This is a genomic window from Acinetobacter sp. Ac8, assembly GCF_055392545.1.
In genome coordinates this window covers 2,414,281-2,434,012 of record NZ_AP043689.1, presented here as the reverse complement: position 1 = coordinate 2,434,012, position 19,732 = coordinate 2,414,281, and the positions used below count along the sequence as shown (strand labels likewise).

Genomic DNA, 19,732 nt, shown 5'->3' with positions numbered 1-19,732 from the left:
GAATGAAGCATAGAAAAGGAAAAAATGATGACAGAACGTAGCCCTTTACGTGTTGGAATAGGTGGTCCTGTTGGTTCAGGTAAAACAGCATTAACCTTGAATTTATGCCTTGCTTTACGCAACAAATATAATATGGCGGTTGTGACCAACGATATCTATACCAAAGAAGATTCTAATTTTTTAACTCGTCATGAAGCGATGTCACCAGAACGTATTGTTGGTGTTGAGACAGGTGGTTGTCCACATACTGCAATTCGTGAAGATGCTTCAATTAACTTGGCTGCAATTGATGATCTTTGTGAAAAATTTGATGGTTTAGAGCTGATTATTATCGAAAGTGGTGGAGATAATCTAGCCGCTACGTTTAGTCCTGAATTGTCTGATTTAACCCTTTATGTGATTGATGTTGCAGGTGGTGAAAAGATCCCACGTAAAGGTGGTCCCGGCATTACCAAGTCGGATTTATTGATTATTAACAAAACAGATTTAGCTCCAATGGTCGGTGCAAATCTCGATGTGATGGATCAAGATGCAAAACGCATGCGTGGTGACAAACCTTTTCTATTTTCAAATATGAAAACTCAAGATGGTTTAATACAAGTCATTGAGTTTATTGAAAAACAAGGTTTATTTAAAGCTTAGCGTAGAGATTAAAGCTTAGTCGCGATATTAAAAAAAATTGTAACTATTTGAATTGAAAAATAATCAAAGGAGAATTCGAATGCGTTTTTTTAAACACAGTCTGATGGCATGTGCTGCATATCTACCTGTATTGGCTTTGGCTCATCCTGGACATGATCACCATAGCGGTTTTTGGGCAGGCTTTATTCACCCATTTACAGGTTTAGATCATTTGATGATGGCAATCGCATTTGGTGTATTGATGTGGACGGCAAATCAACGCTGGAAGCTTTTCGGCTTGATTGGCTTAGCTATAGCGATGGTGATTGGCTTTATGATCGGTAGCCAAGGATTTATTCCAGCAGCAGTTGCTGAATACGGCATCATTGCGTCATTGATTTTATTGGCTGTTGCGCTTTGGACAAAAACAAATCAAGTTTTACCTATCGCAGCAGTTCTATTGGCAAGTTTTCACGGCGTTGCACATGGCGCTGAATTAGGCCAATCAGGTCATGCCAGCTTACTGATTTTAGGTATGGTGATAGCAATGGCATTGATCTATGCGGGTGGATTAGGCATTGGTGCTTTTATCAAAAAGTACGTTCCATATGGCAAAAAAATTATTGGTACTTTGGCAGCAATCGTTGCCGTTATTGGTTTGGCTTAATGTTTAAACGCTTAATTGCGGATATCAATTTATAAAGGCGGTCATGATAAGTTTAGTAGAACATCTTCCTGATCAGCGCCTTTGGTATGCCAAACTTGAATTGGGTTTTCAGGCTCAAACTGAGCGAACGGTATTGGCGCATCGTAGACATTTTGGACCTGTACGTGTGCAAAAGATGCTGTGGCCAGAAAAAACTGGAATTTGTCATGCGATTATTGTCCATCCGCCTGCGGGTATTGCAGGTGGTGATCATTTAACATTTGAGATCAGTGTAGATGCTGCTGCCCATGCCTTAGTCACAACGCCAGGTGCTGGTAAATGGTATCGGACCAATGGCAAACAAGCTTATCAACATATCCATATCTCAGTTAAACACAATGCTGTGTTTGAATGGCTTCCACAAGAAACCATGTTATTTGACGGTGCCAATGCTCACTCAGAAACCTTGATTCAGCTTGATCAGACAGCAAGCTTTATCGGTTGGGATATGTTGGTAATTGGTCGACAAGCTCGAGATGAAAAATTTCAATCTGGTGCTTATCACAGTCATTTTAAATTATGGCGAAATCAGCAATTACTGGTGGCAGACACACTGAGTTTTAAAGGCAATGATCGTTGGCTCAGTTCTTGTCTAGGCATGAATAATCATGCCGTTATGGGCAGTTTATGGGCAGTTCCTCCTGAAAAATTCCGAGCAAACATTTATTTAGAGGCACATATCGATTTAATTCGTGAGTTGATGATGCGAATGGATATGCCTGTAAGGTTAACCTTATTGGGTGATGTTATTAGTGCACGTTTTTTAGGCGATGATGTTCGACATTGTCATGATGCCTTTGCTGCAATTCGTGCCAGATTAAGGCGATATTGGTTTGATTTGGATGAAGCATTTCCACGCATTTGGCGAACTTGATTCATTCAAAGATCACCTTTTAGAAATAAAATCTGAGTGTTTAATTTAAAACTGAGCACATATTTTGCATAAAAAATGTGAGAACTTTAGGAAATACATATGGAACTCAATCCTACTGAAAAAGACAAACTGCTGATTTTTACAGCGGGTTTAGTTGCAGAACGTCGCAAAGCACGTGGATTAAAACTCAATTATCCTGAATCTATTGCATTTATTTCCGCAGCACTGCTTGAAGGTGCACGAGATGGAATGACCGTCAGTGAGTTGATGCATTTTGGCACCACCTTACTCAGTCGTGATGATGTGATGGAGGGTGTGCCTGAGATGATTGCCGAAGTGCAGGTAGAGGCTACTTTTCCAGATGGCTCGAAGCTCGTCACAGTCCATCAACCGATTGTATAGAACACTTCTTCAAAATTAGGATAAGCATATGATCCCTGGTGAAATTATTACACCTGATTGTGATATTGAAATGAATGTCGGTCGTGAAGTACTAAAAATTTCAGTGTCAAATATAGGTGATCGGCCGATTCAAGTGGGTTCACATTTTCATTTTTATGAAGCCAACGATGCTTTGCAATTTGATCGTGAACGTGCCAAAGGTTTTCGTTTAAATATTGCGGCTGGTACAGCGGTTCGGTTTGAACCGGGGCAGCGACGTGATGTAGAAATCGTTGCACTGGTCGGAAAACGTGAAGTCTATGGTTTCGCAGGGCGTGTGATGGGTAAGTTGGACTAAAAGGATAATCAATATGAAAATGTCACGTCGAGCTTATGCTGAAATGTTTGGTCCTACCGTTGGGGATCGAGTACGTTTAGCAGATACCGAACTTTTTATAGAAGTTGAACAAGACCTCACCACCTATGGTGAAGAAGTTAAATTTGGTGGTGGTAAAGTTATTCGCGATGGGATGGGACAATCTCAATTACTTGCAGCAGATGTTGCAGATACGGTGATTACCAATGCATTGATTGTTGATTGGTGGGGAATTATTAAAGCCGATGTGGGATTAAAAAATGGGCGAATTTGGAAAATAGGTAAAGCCGGCAATCCTGATATTCAACCCGATATTACCATTCCACTTGGTGCGGCCACTGAGGTGATTGCAGGTGAAGGGCAAATACTTACAGCAGGTGGAATAGATACCCATATTCATTGGATTTGCCCACAACAAGTTGAAACAGCGTTAATGTCGGGAACAACGACCATGATTGGTGGTGGTACTGGTCCTGCTGCAGGAACATCGGCAACAACGGTGACACCGGGGCCATGGCATATTTCAACCATGTTGCAAGCCATTGATGATTTACCTATGAATATTGGCTTATTGGGTAAAGGTAATTTGAGTCAACCTGAACCGATTGCGGAGCAGATTAAAGCAGGTGTGGTGGGGCTGAAATTGCATGAAGATTGGGGTTCTACCCCTGCTGCAATTGATAATTGTCTAACTGTGGCAGATGAATATGATGTGCAAGTTGCGATTCATACCGATACTTTAAATGAAAGTGGTTTCCTTGAAGAAACACTGGGGGCATTTAAAAATCGTACCATCCACACTTATCATACTGAGGGTGCGGGTGGTGGTCATGCACCTGATATTTTAAAAGCCATTGGTCAGGCAAATGTTTTGCCATCTTCAACCAATCCAACCCGTCCATATACCATCAATACCATTGATGAACACTTAGACATGCTCATGGTCTGCCACCATTTAGATCCAGCGATAGCTGAAGATGTCGCATTTGCTGAGAGTCGTATTCGTCGTGAAACGATTGCAGCAGAAGATATTTTGCAAGATCTCGGCGCAATTTCAATGATGTCTTCTGATTCTCAAGCCATGGGGCGTGTGGGTGAGGTGATTTTACGCACTTGGCAAACGGCGCATAAAATGAAAGTGCAACGTGGGCCATTAGAAGGTGATAATCAGTGCCATGATAATAATCGGGTGAAGCGTTATATTGCAAAATATACAATAAATCCCGCCATTACTCATGGTTTAAGCCACGAAATTGGTTCTATAGAAGAAGGGAAACTTGCTGATTTGGTGTTGTGGAAACCTGCGTTTTTTGGGGTAAAACCATCGATGATCATTAAAGGTGGCATGATTGCGGCAGCGCCAATGGGGGATATCAATGCCTCAATTCCAACACCACAGCCGGTACATTACCGTCCAATGTTTGGGGCGTATCCAAGAGGCGTGCATAATACCTGTATTACTTTCTTGTCACAGGCCGCAATTGAACTTGGTGTTGCTGAAAAATTACAATTAAAGAAGTTAATTTCACCTTGTAAAAATACCAGAAACATCACTAAACAAGACATGAAGCATAATAGCTATTGTCCTGTGATGGATGTGCATCCTGAAACCTATGAAGTTCGTGCAGATGGTGTACATCTAACTTGTGAAGCTGCTGAAGTATTACCAATGGCACAGCGTTATTTCTTGTTTTAATTCTATGTATATCAACAACAAGAAGATAAAACTCCTTTCTTATGATAAGAGCGGAGTTTTTCTATTTAAAATCAATAGATCTATACCCAATGCAACCAAAGACAACTTTATTTATTCAAAAAGCTATGTTTAATATTGGGTGGTATTGGTACAGCGATATAACCTTTTCCTTTTTTTTTTTGAGTTTTATTGATGACGCGATTTTGGTCTAAATTTTTTTCCAAGTTATTTTCTACGTTGTTTTCAAAACCATTGAATCAACAGCAGCGCGAATTGAATAAACATAGAGCTGATTATTCCAATTCAAATATCGGTGTCGCTATTGATTCTGATACGAATGTCATTGGCTTTGCACAAGATCAAATTACTCATGTAAGTCCTCAAGGCGTGGATTTGATTTGTAGTTTTGAGGGATTAGAGCTTAAAGCTTATGATGATGGTGTCGGGGTTTGTACTATCGGTTATGGAACGACGATTTACCCACATGGAAAAGCTGTTCAGTATGGTGATACTTGTACCATTGAACAAGCAAAAAACTATATGCAATATGACCTTAGACGTTTTGAACAAGCAGTAAATGCTGTTGTAAATGTGCCATTAAATCAGAATCAGTTTGATGCGTTGGTTTCATTAAGTTATAACATTGGTATTGGTGCTTTTAAAAACTCAACTTTATTAAAATTATTGAACGCCTCTGATTATTACGCTGCCAGTGATCAATTTGATGTTTGGATCAAAGCAGGTGGCAAAACAGTACAAGGTTTAGTAAACCGAAGAGCAGTAGAGAAAACTTTGTTTCTAAAGCACTAATATATGAGTTAGTTTCTCAACTGTTGTTCTGCAAACGTTTGTTAAATTCCAGATGATTAATTTTGAATTATCATTGTTTTTAAAATGTTGTCTAAAAATTAAAATAGTAAAGGTTTATATGAGTATTTATTTAATCCGTCATGCGCAAAGTTTAGGTAATGTAAACGGTAAAACTGAGTCACATGCAGGTATTCCTTTAACTGAATATGGACATGAACAGGCGCAAAAACTTGTTGATGTTCTACCTCCAGCAAAGCAGATTTTTATCTCTCCATTCCTCCGTACACGTCTAACAGCTGAACCAATTTTATTACGAGATCAGATTACCCCTCAAGTTTTGGATATTCAGGAGTTTTCTTACTTATCCGATACGCGATGTAAAAATACCACTTTACAAGAACGAAAACCTTGGGTAGATGATTATTGGAACCAAGCAGATGTCAATTTAGTGACAAGTGAAGGTGCTGAGTCTTTTGCAAATTTTTATCAACGCGTTACGGACTTTATTTCGCACTTGGATTCATTAAAAGCACATTATCAACATGATCATTTACTGGTATTTAGTCATGGTCAGTTTTTACAGTTATTGAAAATGCTGGTAGAGCAAAAGCGAGAATTATCATCACAATTAATGCGTGATTTTCGTTATGCATTGTTAAATCATCAATTAGACAATACAGAGTTTTTTATTTTTAAATAAAATGAGATTAACAGCATGAATTTTATAATAAGAAAAATTGCTCTATTGACGGTTTTTACGTTTATACCTGTATCTACATATGCAGATATTGTGGCTTTAAAGTCAGATTTAACTCAATTTGCGCAACCTCTTGAAACACAATGTAAGGGGCCTGAAAGCTATATGCCTCTTAACATGTTGCATAAATTTTTAAATCGTTCAAATTCTGAAAAAATAGATGTGTATTCGATGGATGTTATTTTTGTTTCAGATTTTTTGGGTTATTTAGAAGATAAAAATTGTGCTTTAGCGGCATCTGATTTCACCATATCGGGCGTTAAAATTTTGAATCAATATCGTGACTTATGGGAGAAAGATTTACCAAAAGAGAGAAAAATCCTGAGATATGAAACCTACCTTGCAGCAGGTGATGCAAATTTGGTGAAATATAAATGGACGCATAAGATTCAATATCTAGATGACGCGCATCAATTTTATACACAGTACTTAGTGACCAATGCAATCAGTCAACAACAAAAACAACAATGTGGGAAAAAATGTGCTGAATACTTAGCTGATGTAAGTAAGATGCAATACTTTAATCTGTATGATTACGCGTCTATATCCTATGAATATCAAAAACTTTTTCGTGATATCTATGAACAATATTCACAACAAGATGCAAATTTTTCAGACAATCTCGAAAGTCTGAATCTGGTTTTTGAACGCACTGATCAATTTGAAGTGAATGCAATTAAAACCACAGGATTAAGCTCAGTAAATAAAGAGGTGGCTTCTTTAAATAATTTTGATCGCATTTTTAGTTCTGGTGATAAAAAACTTATAGAACTTTATACAAAACGTTTAGATCAATATCTACAAAATAGAATCCAGCATAAATTATTAGATGCAGAGATGACGGATAAAATTTATCAATTCTTGTTAAAAGAATCGAATGAAAATAATACGATGATTGTACGTACTCAGCAGGAAAGTGCTCTTCAACCTAATCTAAGTTTTCAAATTGGAAAACACCACTATATTTTCAAGGGAACAAGTCATCACGTGCAGTTAACTTTCCAACCCGTTGACTAAAGCATGAGTGAGATTGGCATAAAAACTGCTTGATCATTCACACTAAAAAATGGTGATTGAAAAGTTTAAAGGCGGTTTGAGTGAATAAAACTTATTTACGTGGGCAAGACTTAATAGACCAAATCCAAAATACTCCCTATTCACGAGATCTCATTGGCTATCACGGTGAAGTACCCAAAGTAGCATGGCCAAATCAAGCCCAAATAGCGGTACAGTTTGTTCTTAACTATGAAGAAGGTGCTGAAAACCATATCGAACATGGTGATGCCGGTTCTGAGCAGTTTTTATCTGATATCGTGGGAGCAGCAAGTTTTCCTGACAAGCATATGTCGATGGATTCGATGTATGAATATGGCGCTCGTGCAGGATTCTGGCGTATTCATCATGAGTTTAAAAAGCGTAACTTACCCATGACCATATTTGGAGTGGGTATGGCGCTGGCACGTAATCCATATATTGTGGAAGCCATTCAACAAGCTCATTACGATGTGGTTTCACATGGACAGCGTTGGCTAAATTACCAAAATATAGATATTGAAACGGAACGTCAGCATATTGAGCAAGCAATCAGTATTCTAGAAACCCTATTTGGCACTACACCAATGGGTTGGTATACAGGGCGAGATAGCCCAAATACTCGTAAATTATTGGCTGAATTTCCACAGATCAAATATGACTGCGATTACTATGGTGATGATTTGCCATTTTGGACAAGTTTAACCAATTTACAAGGCCAAAGCCGCCCGCATCTGATCATTCCATATACATTAGAAAGTAATGATATGAAATTCTGTGCGCCTGCTGGTTTTAACAGTGGCGAGCAATTTTACCAATATTTAAAAGATGCCTTTGATGTGCTTTATGCAGAAGGTGAAACTGAGCCGAAAATGCTATCGATTGGCATGCATTGTCGTATTCTGGGACGTCCCGGTCGTTTTAAAGCATTACAGCGTTTTTTAGATTATATCCAGACACATGAAAAAGTCTGGATCTGTCGTCGTGGCGATATCGCTGAACATTGGTTTAAGCACCATCCAGCCACATAATTGTAGGTATTAGGATGTGGCTTTTAAGGTAAGCACTTTATTTTTAATTGAATGCAGTAAAGCGCGCAGCAAAGTCTATATAAAAGTGTTTGAAAATTTTAGCGAACTCGAGCATAGGTATTATTCGTGAAAATAGAAGAATTTAATCAAGCATCATCAGAAGAGCTTACAACCTTGCTCAAGCATTGTGTGCACATTCAACGTTGGTCAGATGAAATTTTGTCACAACGTCCATTTGGTAGCACTCAAGCGTTAATGGATTTTGCAAAAGCACAAGCCTCAACTTGGACATGGTTAGAGATTGCAAATGCATTAGCGACACACCCACGAATCGGTGAAAAAAAGGCTAAGGCTGTGCTGAGTGAAAAAGAGCAAGCATTTTCCAATCAAGAGCAATCAGCAATAAAACAGAGCACTGAAACACAACATGCTTTATTGCATGGCAATATTACTTATGAAAAGAAATTTGGTCATATTTTTTTAATTCGTGCTATGGGCTTAGATCAGACTGAAATTCTACAAGCACTGAAATATCGTTTATTAAATGATCCTGAAACAGAACAGCGTATTGTTAAACAACAACTTGGTGAAATTGCAATGTTAAGACTCAATCAGGAACTGAGTGAAAATGAAAGCTTAAATGATTGATTGCATTAAAATAATGTTTAGAAAGGAAATAACATGATCAGTACCCATATCTTAGACACGCATCTTGGCAAGCCTGCCGTAAATGTTCTGATAAAATTATTGGATAGCCAAGACAATATTGTTGCAGAATCAAGGACCAATGAAGATGGACGGGTTGCAGATTTTAATTTAAGTGGAATTAAAACAGGGGATTATAGTTTGGTTTTTTATACTGCTGAATATTTTGACCGTTTAGCCTTAGCAACGTTTTTCCCAAAAGTTGTGATTCATTTTTCAGTCCTTGATTTGGCACAACATTATCATATTCCTTTATTAATCAGCCCATTTGCTTATTCCACGTATCGTGGTAGCTAGCTTTTATAGAACTAGATTTATAGAACTAGTTTTTTCATGATTTTAAAGCCCATTGATTTGGGCTTTTTTTATGAAATTTTGACCAAGTGTAAAAAATTGGCTTTGTTTTTGCTTATTCACGCAGGTGTTTACCGCTATTTCTGATGGGGAATTTATACAATGAAATTAACACAATTTGCTGCGCTTTCAACTTTCGTTTGCACCGCTTTTAGCACCCATGCTGCGCCTATTTGGCAAGACTTTAGCATTACTGGATTATATGGAAAAAATTATGAATTAATTGCTCGGGAAGATGATCAATCGACCATTACTTTTGAATATGCAGCCAAATTAAAATATGGGGACTTCTTTGCATTTGCGGATCGTACCAATAATGATGTTTCAGGCAATGAGACCTATTTTGAAGTTTCACCACGATTGAGCTTAGGCGCGATTTCAGGGCATAAGTTGGAAGCAGGGCCAATCAAAGACGTTCTCATTGCCACAACATGGGAAGGCGGTGAAGGGTTTAACAATTATTTGTATGGGATCGGGGTAGATTTGGCGATTCCATATTTCCAATATGCACAATTAAACTTTTATAAAGCAGACAATTACAAGAATACAAATGATGATTATCAGCTGACTTTTGTTTTTGGTGTGCCTTTTAAAATTGCATCAGAAGATTTTCTTGTTGATGGTTTTCTGGATTGGTCAACCGCTGAAGATGATCATGCCAGTGAGTTAAACTGGACCACCCAATGGAAATGGAATGCGGGTAAACATATTTCACCAGATACGAAATTGTATTTAGGTGTTGAATATTCCGTTTGGAATAATAAATATGGAATTTCTGGTAAAGATGAAAATAATGTCAGTGCTTTAATTAAATATCATTTTTAAATGATCTTTATCTGATCATGTTTTTAAATGCATGAATAGGATTGAGATAAGCTTAAGATCATTTTTCCAAACCAGCGCAACACTGAGTGATGCTGCACTGGTTTTTTAACAACATAGAGTAAAATCTTATCTCAGTACTTCTCAGCACTTTTAGTGTGAATGTTTTGATCCATGCATTTTTTATTTGCTGTTTTGAAAGGATGATTATAAGGTCAGGACAATATTTTCATTAAAGTGAAAAACATCACAATTGTGACCCTCACCAATCCGATCGATTACAGCAAAGTCGCTGGGTGCTTCAAGCGTCAATAACGGATGATGCCAAGTGCCTGCACGATAGTTTACAGCCTGTTGGCCATTGCTTATAAAGGCATAAATATGATCAAGATCAGGTTGATCCTGATCTAAAGCCGCTGCAACAACAACCAAGAAGGATTGACCTTGCATCGGAATAAATGCCTGTGAACCGATTGGATGGCGTTCAAGCATTTGAATTTCGCAAGGCACTTGGGTTTTTTGAATATTACGGAAAATACTTAATCCGACTTCAGCATTGGCCGTTTGGGCCAAGGATAAAGCATGATAGCGTTCCGTATGTGCGCCATTGATATGGAAAAAGTCATTGCCAGCACAGGCAATGACCTCACCGAATGCGGCAAAAGCTTCAGCAGTTAATGGCTGAATTTGAATATATTTCATAAAATCACTCTGCAATTTTACCCCATAATCGGATACGGCTAATGCCACCGTCTGGAATCATATTGACACGAATATGTGAAATTTTTTCATGTTTTAAAATGTCGGCTACATAATCATGAATATGATCCATTTGCATATCCTGAGCATTGAGTAGAAATGGCCAAAACATACTTTGCGGAATCAATTGTGGATCAGTCGCATTTTCAATATATATCGCCTGAATCGATACTTGAGCGGGAAAATTGCCTTTAAAATGTGCGGTATCAATTTCAATTTTTTCAATTACACCACTTTGACCGAGCGCCAAAATACACCAGTCAAATCCAGGTGCACGGCGGCGTTTGGTTTCCCAACCATCACCCATATTGATCCCACGATTCGGATTGATTAAATTACGAGGATGGCCAAAATGGGCATCACTATAGGCAATCACGCGTCCACCATTTTCAAGTGCCAGTAAATCTAATGTATGTTGGCGATCTTGGATCTGTATTTGCACTTCACCATAGACGCGAAAACGTGCAATGCCACCATCAGGAAAAATATTTAAGCGTATATGGGTAAAGACTGCTGAATTTTTAATGTCAAAAATATGATGTTGGCTGGGGCCAAGAACAGAATTATCTAGAATGGGCTGCCATAGTGCATTGCTTAAGTCCCCATTTGGTGCATAACAGGCTTCAATTGAAGCAGAAGCAGGGTAATTCCCCGTAAAAAAAGTGGTATCAATATCAAAGGCTGTAATTTTTCCAGCAACACCTAATTTAACAATTGCCCAGTCATAGCCTGCATGGCGTTTACGGCGGGTTTCCCATCCATCCATCCATTTGCCGTGATCATCAAATTTATCTTCTACAAAAATGGGTGGATTAAATTGCAACATTCGTTTTGCTTCTGCAAAAAAATCATCTGAACATTCAAGTACTTTTGTACCAATTCGGGGATCTGCCAAATTGCTGTATTGTTGCAAATGTGCAGGAAGCTCAAAACTTGGTGCAAGTAAAGTTGCCATATTTATTTACCATTCATATTACGATTCATATTACGATTCATATCATTTTATTGATTGATATCAGCACTTAAAGTTCAATAAGCACTCATAAAAACAATATTTTAGCGTCCTCATCATGCATAGCCTATGCCAACTTTGCTTAAGGAATGTTGTGATTTTTATATAAATGGCACGTTTTTAGCATTTTAGTCATAAGTGTTAAAGAAACAGACAGAGGAGAAATAGATGGAGATTACTATTATCGGTGCAGGTATGGGGGGATTAACCGCAGGTATTGCACTAAAAAAATTCGGACATACGGTCACCATCTATGAACAAACTGAACAAATTCTAGCTGTAGGTGCTGCTATTTCTTTATGGTCAAATGGTGTTAAGTGTTTAAATTATTTAGGCTTAACGGATCAAGTTGCTAAACTTGGTGGTCAAATGGATCATTTAGCCTATATCGATGGCTTAACTGGTGAGCACATGACTCAATTTAGTTTAATGCCTTTGATTGAAGAGGTTGGGCAACGGCCTTATCCAGTTTCCCGTGCAGATTTACAAAACATGTTGATGGATGAATTTGGCCGTGAGGATATTCATCTTGGGAAAAAAATGGTTGCACTAGAACAAGTAGATCAACACATAAAAGTTCAGTTTGCAGATGGCAGTGAAGTCACCACAGCATTGTTAATTGGTGCTGATGGAACACATTCGCTGACACGTCAGTATGTATTGGGTGAACAGGTTGAACGTCGTTATGCAGGTTATGTTAATTGGAATGGCTTAGTCGAAATTTCAGATAAATTTGCCCAAGCAGATCAATGGACAACCTTTGTTGGAGAGGGAAAACGTGTTTCACTTATGCCAGTGTCAGAGCAACGTTTTTACTTCTTCTTTGATGTGCCATTGCCTGTAGGTTTAGAAAACAGTAAAGCCCAATATAAAACACTCTTTAAACAATATTTTAAGGACTGGTGCCAACCCGTTCAAAACTTAATTGAAGCGATTGATGAGCAAAAAACCAATCGAGTAGAAATTCATGATATTGAACCTTTTACCCAGTTTTATAAAGGGCGGGTGGTGATTATGGGGGATGCAGCTCACAGTACTACGCCTGATATTGGTCAAGGCGGTTGCCAAGCCATGGAAGATGCAATTTACTTAGCACGCGCTTTGCAAATCAATACATTAGGCTTAGAGGATGCGTTAAAACGTTATCAAAATAAACGTAATGAGCGTGCCAATGAGCTGGTATTACGTGCCCGCAAGCGCTGTGATGTGACCCATATGAAAGATGAGGCTGTGACCGAAGCATGGTATCAAGACTTACGTCAAGAACAAGGCCCACATATTATGCGTGGCATTATCAGTAATATTATCGGAAATCCTTTAGATTAAATGTTGCTAGGTCGATGCTGAATTTAAATTACTGAATCTAAATTCAGCATCGGAAATCTAATGCTTTTGATTCATATATGTTTAGGGAGTTATTGCTAGTCATCACTCAGATACACGTCATTGCTTTGTTGCTTAAGGGGCTGTTGTTCATTTCTTTAAATCAATGATTTGTATTACAACATACCCAAACCTGATTATTGATAAGGGATCAACTTGAGCTTAAATGCTTCGATTTGTTCAATAAGATGCTTAATCATAATTTGCGATACGCGTGAAAGTTGTCGTTTGGGCGCAACACATAAAGCCAGTGTTAATGGATATAAACCCTTTTCTCGAATCGGCTTAAAAACCAGCTCGTCACGTTCTAAATATGGATATGCATCAATAAATGACAATAAACCAATGCCTAAATTCTTTTGAATTAATGACATAATCATTCGAATGTCATTACAATCTAAGTGTTGTTGTGGGCTAAATTTATGATGTTTATACAAGGTCTGCACATAATCATGAATAATTAAAGGAGCGCCAGGAATCAAGTGTTTATCGTTGACACTATCTGACAAATAAACTTTCTCATTTTTTGTTAAAGGGTGATCTTTAGGTAAAACAAAACCGATTGGGATTTCGACAAAAGATAAAACCTCTAATTGATGATGGCCTTTCGGGTTTAATAAAATTCCAAAGTCAATTTCAGCGTCCACAATCATATTTGACACAGTTTCACTATCTTGGATATGAAAATTAAAATTGATCCAAGGGTAGTTGTCATACATATATTGAATTGAATCTAAAACGAAGCCATCACTGAGTGCAGAAATCAATCCGCAATCAATTGTTCCCCGAGAAAGCCCTTGGATTTCATCAAACCGATTACGGGTTAATTGAAATTCTTTTTGCCACTTAATCAAATCCGCATAGAGTAACTCTCCAGCAAGCGTCAGTTTTAAACCACTGGGTAAACGTTCAAACAGATCAATGCCAAACTCTTCCTCAGCAAGTGCGATTTGACGATGTACCGCTGATACTGAAATATAGAGTTGATCTGCTGCTTTTCTTAAGCTGCCTGTCTTGGCAACCGCAATAAAATAATCAGAAAATCGCGAAAAAGTTGTATTCACAGGCATATGGGCTGTCCATTATTTATATTTCACGGACTTATTCCTAAGCAATGAAAATCAAGGAAATTTAAAACTCGCTAAAATCACAGATCACTAAGCGATTTTTATGCCAAGGATGAGTTTTTTCTAAAAATAATTTTCAGATAGGTGTTCTATTTTTTAGAACGAGATAAGCAAAACATTCTAATAGACAGAATTAGACAAAATTCGTAATTTAAAACTCAGCCATGATTTTAGCTGAGCAACATGCTGAAATCACAGCATAAGATCATGACATTAAATATATATTCTGTGAGTTTTGTATGAATGCAATTCCAGTTCTGAACTTATTTAGTCAACCACAATGTAGTGGTTTTGAGCCTAAAGACTGGGAAATACTTGCTCAGCATTGGTATCCTGTTGCTCGTGTGCAAGATGTGACAACAGCCCCACAACAAGTACAACTCCTTGATGTGAAAATGGCACTTTATCAAACTGCAAGTGGTGCGATTCAGTTGGTGCGTGATATTTGTCCGCACCGTGGTGTACCACTCAGCAAAGGTTGGGTACAAGGTGAAGAGATTGTTTGTCCCTATCATGGATTACACTACAACACAGCAGGTCAATGTACAAAAATTCCAGCCCAGCCAGACCTGACAAATATTTCAGAGCGCTTTAGTCTCACCAAATTTCCTGTAGTTTTAAAATATGGTTTGGTTTGGACAAGTTTATTTAGTCGTGATGCAAGCCATGCAAACTTTCCAATATTGGACACTTGGGATGATCCTGAGCATCAGCCCGTACTGCCACCATTTGTTGACATTGCGGGTTCAAGCGGGCGGCAATTGGAAGGCTTTATTGATGTCGCACATTTTGCTTGGGTACATCAGCAGTCTTTTGCTGATGCTGAAAATCCTGTTGTACCCAAATACATCACTGAGCGTACAGACTATGGTTTACATACTGAATATGTCAGTAATGTGAGCAACTACCCGCATGGCTTACAACATCTGGCACCAGAGGGTTTTTTATGGAAACGAATTTTTGATGTTTACCCACCATTTTCAGCGGTGTTAAAGGTTGAATTTCCACGCGAAGGTGTGTTGAAAATTTTAAATGCCTGTTGTCCTGTATCACATAACAAAACCCGCTTATTTGTACCACTGACCCGTAATTTTGATACCACAGGCGACTTGCAGGCAGTTTACGACTTTAATGCGCAAATTTTTGCAGAAGATCAGGACATGGTAGAGAGTCAAAAACCAGAAGAGCTTCCATTAGATATTACAATGGAAGCACATTTTGAAGCAGATCGTTCATCTACAACTTACCGTCGAATATTGGCAGAATGGGGGTTAAGCAAACGCTATATTGTGTAAATTTTCCTTATATCATCAGGAGCACTTTCAATCTTTCTTTTTGACGGATTGAGTGCTCTTTTGGATTTACAATTGAATCCATGTGGTTTTTAACTGTGTAAATTTATCAATCGCATGTAAAGATAAATCACGGCCATAACCTGACTGTTTATATCCTCCAAATGGAGTACTCACATCTAAAGCATCTACTGTATTAATAGAGACTGTGCCGACTAAAAGCTGTTTAGACAGAAGAATTGCTTTCTGAATATCTTGGGTCCAAATTGAGGCAGCTAATCCATAAATGGAGTGATTGGCAAGTTCAATTGCTTCTTCTTGGGTTTCAAAAGTTGTGATTGAAACCACAGGACCAAAAACTTCGTCATGGAAGATTTTAAAATCAGGATTGACACCCGTTAAAATGGTTGGTGCCACATAGGTGGCTGGATCTAAAGCAGCATCTAAATCAAACGGAATAATATGAGATTGCGCACCTTGAGCCTTGGCTTGATCAATAGCAGCTCTGACATTATCTGCATGTTGACGATCAATTAAACAGCCCATCGTGGTATTGGGATCTAGAGGATCTCCAATCTTAAGTGTTTTGGCTTTGGCTATAAATTTCTCTATAAATTGTTGTGAAATGCTTTTTTCTAATAAAATCCGTGAATTTGCCGAGCATACTTCACCTTGATTATAAAATGCACCAAAAATCGCCTTATCGACCGCTTTATCTAAATCAGCGTCAGCAAAAATGATATTGGCACTTTTCCCACCGGTTTCTGGCCAAACAGGTTTCATATTGGATTCAGCAGAATAAGCCAAAAACTTTTTTGCCGTTTCGGTCGATCCGGTAAAGACTAAACAATCGACATCTGGATGGCGTCCAAGTGCTTGACCTGTGATATGTCCTAAGCCAGTAACTACTTGTAATCCACCATCTGGAATGCCAGCTTGTTTTGCAAGTTCAGCGAGTTTTAATGCAGTAAAGGGTGATTGTTCTGCGGGTTTTAATACAACACAATTTCCTGTCGCTAAGGCAGGTGCAAGTTTCCAACTTGCCAAATCAAGCGGAAAGTTCCACGGGACCACAGCAGCGACAACGCCTATGGGTTCACGACTGACCATCGCCAGTTGGTCTACACTTGTAGGGGCAATTTCATCATAAATTTTATCAATACTTTCTGCATACCATTCAAAGCAAGATGCTGCACCTGGAATATCAACATGCAGTGAATCCTGAATCGGTTTACCCACATTGAGGGTTTCAAGTAAGGCAAGCTCTTCAGCATTTTCACGAATAAGTTCAGCAAGCTTTTTGAGTATTTGCTTACGTTCACGCGGCGCCAACCGAGACCAGACACCACTGTTAAAGGTCTTTCTCGCATGTTGAACAGCTTGATCAACGTCATTGGCATCACATGCTGACATATCGACTAAAAACTCAGCAGTGGCTGGATTTGATACTTTATAGGTCTGCGTGGTATTTATAAATTGTCCGGCGATAAAGGCACAACTTGGCAGTGTTATCTGCGCGTGTTGTTCTAGCCAATCCTGTTTTAGTTTCATTCATCTTCCTTAAAATTTTAGCGATAGAGTAGGTTTAACCGTATTATTTTTCGCCAATTTTGTGAATTTGTTTTATACAAGCCTTGGGTTTAGAAAAAACAAATTAAATAGACTTCTTTCACCAGTCCTTTTTAAAAGCATAAATCATCTTAAAAGCGCCCTCATCCTCGCCTTCTCCCAGCGGGAGAAGGAACTTTCACAATACCAATATGATTCACTGCACATGATCATTTTTTATTTATGAAAGATCTTCAAGGTATTGCTTATTTTTTAAACTAACTTTTTAAATTAATAGCCGCATCTTAACGCTTAATATGACTGAGCAGGCGTTCAAAAAATGCATCACATTGTTGCATCTGTGAGATTTCAATATATTCGTCTGGTTTATGCGCAACTTGAATAGAACCAGGTCCACAAACGAGTACTGCAGAATTTAATTGTTGATGAAATAATCCACCCTCTGTACCAAATGAAATCTTCTGTAATGCAGTTGCTGGATCAAGGAGGTTTTGTAAAAATTTGACCGCTTGAATAGTAGTTGAGGTATTTAGTCCGGGGTATTGGTTAATTTCCTGAAAACTGACAAATTTTGCATAAGGGCTTTGCTCGATATATTCAAAAATTTTCGCTTGAACTGACTCCGTATCTTGTTCTGCAACATTACGAATCTCATAATCTAAAACACATTCATTGGGAACGATATTTAAAGCTTTACCGCCTTGTATTTTCCCGACATGTACAGTGGTATAAGGCACATCGTAGTCCATATCGACAATTAGACCTTCTGCAATCTGTTTTTGTGTCGTAGTAATTGCCTCAACAACATTTTGAGCACAATAAATCGCATTGACATATAACGGGGCTAAAGCGGAGTGACCTTCTTGTCCACGACAAATTGCTTTAAATACTGCTTTACCTTTATGGCCTGTGGCAATATTCATACTGGTAGGTTCACCAATCACACAAAGCTCTGGTTGAATAATTAATTCAGAGAGTAGGCCAAGAATTCCGCGTACACCAATACAGCCAATTTCCTCATCATAGGAAAGACACAGGTGCAGTGGTTTAGCCAATTCTGGCATTTGTGCTGCTTTTAACATGGCCTGTATCGCGCAGGCGATAAAGCCTTTCATATCAGCTGTACCACGACCAAAAATTTTATCGTCTTTGATTACAGCATGGAAAGGTTCGGTGCTCCACGCTTGTCCTTCAACTGGAACCACATCGGTATGTCCAGAGAGCAATATACCAGCTTGGTCTTTAGGACCAATACTTGCCAATAAGTTGGCTTTGGTCTGTTCTGGATTAAAATTTAAAGTGATACTGATTCCCGCAGGTTCAAGTAAGTTTTTGACGAACATAATCAGTTCTAAATTACTTTTGTAGGACGTTGTATCAAATGCAACAAGTTTTTTAAGTAATTGAATACTCGACAGATTAGACATCTGAGGAATCCTTTTGTGTTTGGACTTTTATATAGGGATCGTAGAAATGCGGCGAGCTCATGCCCGAAATAAAGTGATCAGAGATAAAGCTTTTACAACGACTAATGAACGCTTCGACAACAATATTTTTGGGTACATTTTTCGGTGTTGCAATGCCGATATACATCGGGCGATGTTCATGCGCAATACGAATACGGACCAGACGTTTACCATCAAGGCTATAGGTGTTTTTCGGGCGAACATTCAAAATCGTGTAGCCAATATTATTGGCAACCATTGAACGAACGACATCGATATTTTTTGAAGAACGCACAACATTGGGCGTAAGATTTTGAGCTCTAAATAATGATAAGAAATATTCATTGCTAAAGGGCATGTCTAAAAGAATCATCGGGTACTGTGAAAGTTCTTCTAAGCTTACAACAGGCAATATTGCTAAAGGGTGCTCCTCACTGACCAATACATGAGGCGGCAATTTCGTTAAAGCTTCAAAATGAATAATATTTTCATCAATATTGAGATCGTAAGTTAAAGCAAGATCAATATCATTACGTATAAGCGCATTTAGAAGTGCTTGTTGATCATCTTCGTAAAGGTCTAAAGAAACTTGCTTATATAAGTTGGAAAATCCATTGATGATATCGGCATAGATCATCGGGGTAAAAGCAGGGAAGCAACCTACTTTTAACGGCCCACGTATGGAGCCTGAAAATTCTGCCGCAAGAGAATATAAACTTGAAGCTTGGTTTAAGATCTTCTTACATTCCAACATCACACTTTTACCAACAGTGTTGAGGATTAAGCCTTTGGCATGTTGGCGAATAAATAATTGGGTTTGTAATTCTGATTCAATATGTGCGATTGCGGCAGAAATAGACGGAGAGGATACATGTATCTTCTCCGAAGCGATAATGATGCTGCCACATTCAGCTGTTGCAACAAAGTATTCCATTTGTCTTAAAGAAATTCGATTTAACACTTTGGATACACCTCCATTG

The 19,732-nt window shown here is 38.4% G+C and carries 21 protein-coding genes; 15 read left to right on the top strand and 6 right to left on the bottom strand.

Annotated elements, in window-relative coordinates:
* Nucleotides 1–27 precede the first annotated feature (27 nt).
* The 13 genes from ureG to ACZ5QH_RS11380 all read left to right on the top strand — a co-directional run bounded on the left by ureG (nucleotide 28) and on the right by ACZ5QH_RS11380 (nucleotide 10,168).
* Nucleotides 28–642 (top strand): urease accessory protein UreG, encoded by a 615-nt coding sequence (gene ureG / locus ACZ5QH_RS11440; RefSeq protein WP_239045578.1) that lies wholly within the window; start codon nucleotides 28–30, stop codon nucleotides 640–642.
* A 79-nt stretch (nucleotides 643–721) separates the two neighbouring features.
* Complete coding sequence (locus tag ACZ5QH_RS11435; protein ID WP_303576042.1) at nucleotides 722–1,288, top strand: HupE/UreJ family protein; 567 nt, start codon at nucleotides 722–724, stop codon at nucleotides 1,286–1,288.
* Between the two features lie 43 nt (nucleotides 1,289–1,331).
* Entirely contained in the window at nucleotides 1,332–2,201 is an 870-nt protein-coding gene (locus ACZ5QH_RS11430; RefSeq protein WP_151801393.1) for an urease accessory protein UreD, read from the top strand.
* Nucleotides 2,202–2,300: 99 nt separating this feature from the next.
* A complete protein-coding gene (gene ureA, locus ACZ5QH_RS11425) occupies nucleotides 2,301–2,603 on the top strand; it encodes an urease subunit gamma (protein ID WP_004720298.1) in 303 nt (100 codons plus the stop codon).
* A 28-nt stretch (nucleotides 2,604–2,631) separates the two neighbouring features.
* Nucleotides 2,632–2,940: an urease subunit beta gene (locus ACZ5QH_RS11420; protein WP_151801394.1), complete on the top strand. Its 309-nt coding sequence runs from the start codon at nucleotides 2,632–2,634 to the stop codon at nucleotides 2,938–2,940.
* Nucleotides 2,941–2,953: 13 nt separating this feature from the next.
* Nucleotides 2,954–4,654 carry an urease subunit alpha gene (ureC, locus tag ACZ5QH_RS11415; RefSeq protein WP_303576043.1) on the top strand — a complete coding sequence of 567 codons (1,701 nt, stop codon included), beginning with the start codon at nucleotides 2,954–2,956 and terminating at the stop codon, nucleotides 4,652–4,654.
* 192 nt (nucleotides 4,655–4,846) lie between these two features.
* The gene (locus tag ACZ5QH_RS11410) at nucleotides 4,847–5,464 is read left to right on the top strand and encodes a lysozyme (protein WP_303576044.1); all 618 of its coding nucleotides are present in this window, start codon (nucleotides 4,847–4,849) and stop codon (nucleotides 5,462–5,464) included.
* A gap of 118 nt (nucleotides 5,465–5,582) precedes the next feature.
* On the top strand, nucleotides 5,583–6,164 hold the full coding sequence (locus ACZ5QH_RS11405; RefSeq protein ID WP_303576045.1) for a histidine phosphatase family protein: 582 nt from the start codon (nucleotides 5,583–5,585) through the stop codon (nucleotides 6,162–6,164).
* 15 nt (nucleotides 6,165–6,179) lie between these two features.
* Nucleotides 6,180–7,238, top strand: coding sequence for a hypothetical protein (locus ACZ5QH_RS11400; RefSeq protein ID WP_303576046.1), 1,059 nt, complete (start codon nucleotides 6,180–6,182; stop codon nucleotides 7,236–7,238).
* A gap of 80 nt (nucleotides 7,239–7,318) precedes the next feature.
* The gene (gene puuE, locus ACZ5QH_RS11395; RefSeq protein WP_303576047.1) at nucleotides 7,319–8,284 is read left to right on the top strand and encodes an allantoinase PuuE; all 966 of its coding nucleotides are present in this window, start codon (nucleotides 7,319–7,321) and stop codon (nucleotides 8,282–8,284) included.
* A 126-nt stretch (nucleotides 8,285–8,410) separates the two neighbouring features.
* Nucleotides 8,411–8,932: a 2-oxo-4-hydroxy-4-carboxy-5-ureidoimidazoline decarboxylase gene (uraD, locus tag ACZ5QH_RS11390; protein ID WP_303576048.1), complete on the top strand. Its 522-nt coding sequence runs from the start codon at nucleotides 8,411–8,413 to the stop codon at nucleotides 8,930–8,932.
* 33 nt (nucleotides 8,933–8,965) lie between these two features.
* Complete coding sequence (uraH, locus tag ACZ5QH_RS11385; RefSeq protein ID WP_105712584.1) at nucleotides 8,966–9,286, top strand: hydroxyisourate hydrolase; 321 nt, start codon at nucleotides 8,966–8,968, stop codon at nucleotides 9,284–9,286.
* Nucleotides 9,287–9,445: 159 nt separating this feature from the next.
* Nucleotides 9,446–10,168: an outer membrane protein OmpK gene (locus tag ACZ5QH_RS11380; protein WP_105712585.1), complete on the top strand. Its 723-nt coding sequence runs from the start codon at nucleotides 9,446–9,448 to the stop codon at nucleotides 10,166–10,168.
* A gap of 204 nt (nucleotides 10,169–10,372) precedes the next feature.
* Here the strand turns inward: ACZ5QH_RS11380 and ACZ5QH_RS11375 are convergent, their stop codons facing one another.
* The gene (locus tag ACZ5QH_RS11375) at nucleotides 10,373–10,867 is read right to left on the bottom strand and encodes an ureidoglycolate lyase (protein WP_303576049.1); all 495 of its coding nucleotides are present in this window, start codon (nucleotides 10,865–10,867) and stop codon (nucleotides 10,373–10,375) included.
* A gap of 4 nt (nucleotides 10,868–10,871) precedes the next feature.
* On the bottom strand, nucleotides 10,872–11,879 hold the full coding sequence (alc, locus tag ACZ5QH_RS11370; protein ID WP_303576050.1) for an allantoicase: 1,008 nt from the start codon (nucleotides 11,877–11,879) through the stop codon (nucleotides 10,872–10,874).
* 225 nt (nucleotides 11,880–12,104) lie between these two features.
* Between alc and hpxO the strand changes: the two genes are divergently transcribed.
* Nucleotides 12,105–13,262: an FAD-dependent urate hydroxylase HpxO gene (gene hpxO / locus ACZ5QH_RS11365; protein WP_303576051.1), complete on the top strand. Its 1,158-nt coding sequence runs from the start codon at nucleotides 12,105–12,107 to the stop codon at nucleotides 13,260–13,262.
* A 194-nt stretch (nucleotides 13,263–13,456) separates the two neighbouring features.
* On the opposite strand, the gene ACZ5QH_RS11360 is transcribed toward hpxO, so the two are convergent.
* Complete coding sequence (locus ACZ5QH_RS11360) at nucleotides 13,457–14,389, bottom strand: LysR family transcriptional regulator (RefSeq protein WP_303576052.1); 933 nt, start codon at nucleotides 14,387–14,389, stop codon at nucleotides 13,457–13,459.
* Nucleotides 14,390–14,685: 296 nt separating this feature from the next.
* On the opposite strand from ACZ5QH_RS11360, the gene ACZ5QH_RS11355 reads away from it, so the two are divergent.
* A complete protein-coding gene (locus ACZ5QH_RS11355) occupies nucleotides 14,686–15,741 on the top strand; it encodes an aromatic ring-hydroxylating oxygenase subunit alpha (protein ID WP_303576053.1) in 1,056 nt (351 codons plus the stop codon).
* A 66-nt stretch (nucleotides 15,742–15,807) separates the two neighbouring features.
* On the opposite strand, the gene ACZ5QH_RS11350 is transcribed toward ACZ5QH_RS11355, so the two are convergent.
* From ACZ5QH_RS11350 to ACZ5QH_RS11340, 3 genes are all read right to left on the bottom strand, one after another.
* The gene (locus ACZ5QH_RS11350; protein ID WP_303576054.1) at nucleotides 15,808–17,289 is read right to left on the bottom strand and encodes an aldehyde dehydrogenase; all 1,482 of its coding nucleotides are present in this window, start codon (nucleotides 17,287–17,289) and stop codon (nucleotides 15,808–15,810) included.
* Nucleotides 17,290–17,591: 302 nt separating this feature from the next.
* Nucleotides 17,592–18,734: an acetylornithine deacetylase gene (gene argE, locus ACZ5QH_RS11345; RefSeq protein ID WP_303576055.1), complete on the bottom strand. Its 1,143-nt coding sequence runs from the start codon at nucleotides 18,732–18,734 to the stop codon at nucleotides 17,592–17,594.
* On the bottom strand, nucleotides 18,727–19,713 hold the full coding sequence (locus tag ACZ5QH_RS11340) for a LysR family transcriptional regulator (protein WP_224963512.1): 987 nt from the start codon (nucleotides 19,711–19,713) through the stop codon (nucleotides 18,727–18,729). Before ACZ5QH_RS11340 ends, argE begins: the two co-directional genes overlap by 8 nt.
* Between the last annotated feature and the right edge of the window lie 19 nt (nucleotides 19,714–19,732).

What these genes read in the sequence shown, in the direction of transcription:
- ureG (WP_239045578.1), top strand. Translation starts at nt 28, where the DNA reads ATGACAGAACGTAGCCCTTTACGTGTTGGAATAGGTGGTCCTGTTGGT.
- ACZ5QH_RS11435 (WP_303576042.1), top strand. Translation starts at nt 722, where the DNA reads ATGCGTTTTTTTAAACACAGTCTGATGGCATGTGCTGCATATCTACCT.
- ACZ5QH_RS11430 (WP_151801393.1), top strand. Translation starts at nt 1,332, where the DNA reads ATGATAAGTTTAGTAGAACATCTTCCTGATCAGCGCCTTTGGTATGCC.
- ureA (WP_004720298.1), top strand. Translation starts at nt 2,301, where the DNA reads ATGGAACTCAATCCTACTGAAAAAGACAAACTGCTGATTTTTACAGCG.
- ACZ5QH_RS11420 (WP_151801394.1), top strand. Translation starts at nt 2,632, where the DNA reads ATGATCCCTGGTGAAATTATTACACCTGATTGTGATATTGAAATGAAT.
- ureC (WP_303576043.1), top strand. Translation starts at nt 2,954, where the DNA reads ATGAAAATGTCACGTCGAGCTTATGCTGAAATGTTTGGTCCTACCGTT.
- ACZ5QH_RS11410 (WP_303576044.1), top strand. Translation starts at nt 4,847, where the DNA reads ATGACGCGATTTTGGTCTAAATTTTTTTCCAAGTTATTTTCTACGTTG.
- ACZ5QH_RS11405 (WP_303576045.1), top strand. Translation starts at nt 5,583, where the DNA reads ATGAGTATTTATTTAATCCGTCATGCGCAAAGTTTAGGTAATGTAAAC.
- ACZ5QH_RS11400 (WP_303576046.1), top strand. Translation starts at nt 6,180, where the DNA reads ATGAATTTTATAATAAGAAAAATTGCTCTATTGACGGTTTTTACGTTT.
- uraH (WP_105712584.1), top strand. Translation starts at nt 8,966, where the DNA reads ATGATCAGTACCCATATCTTAGACACGCATCTTGGCAAGCCTGCCGTA.
- ACZ5QH_RS11380 (WP_105712585.1), top strand. Translation starts at nt 9,446, where the DNA reads ATGAAATTAACACAATTTGCTGCGCTTTCAACTTTCGTTTGCACCGCT.
- ACZ5QH_RS11375 (WP_303576049.1), bottom strand. Translation starts at nt 10,867, where the DNA reads ATGAAATATATTCAAATTCAGCCATTAACTGCTGAAGCTTTTGCCGCA.
- alc (WP_303576050.1), bottom strand. Translation starts at nt 11,879, where the DNA reads ATGGCAACTTTACTTGCACCAAGTTTTGAGCTTCCTGCACATTTGCAA.
- hpxO (WP_303576051.1), top strand. Translation starts at nt 12,105, where the DNA reads ATGGAGATTACTATTATCGGTGCAGGTATGGGGGGATTAACCGCAGGT.
- ACZ5QH_RS11360 (WP_303576052.1), bottom strand. Translation starts at nt 14,389, where the DNA reads ATGCCTGTGAATACAACTTTTTCGCGATTTTCTGATTATTTTATTGCG.
- ACZ5QH_RS11355 (WP_303576053.1), top strand. Translation starts at nt 14,686, where the DNA reads ATGAATGCAATTCCAGTTCTGAACTTATTTAGTCAACCACAATGTAGT.
- ACZ5QH_RS11350 (WP_303576054.1), bottom strand. Translation starts at nt 17,289, where the DNA reads ATGAAACTAAAACAGGATTGGCTAGAACAACACGCGCAGATAACACTG.
- argE (WP_303576055.1), bottom strand. Translation starts at nt 18,734, where the DNA reads ATGTCTAATCTGTCGAGTATTCAATTACTTAAAAAACTTGTTGCATTT.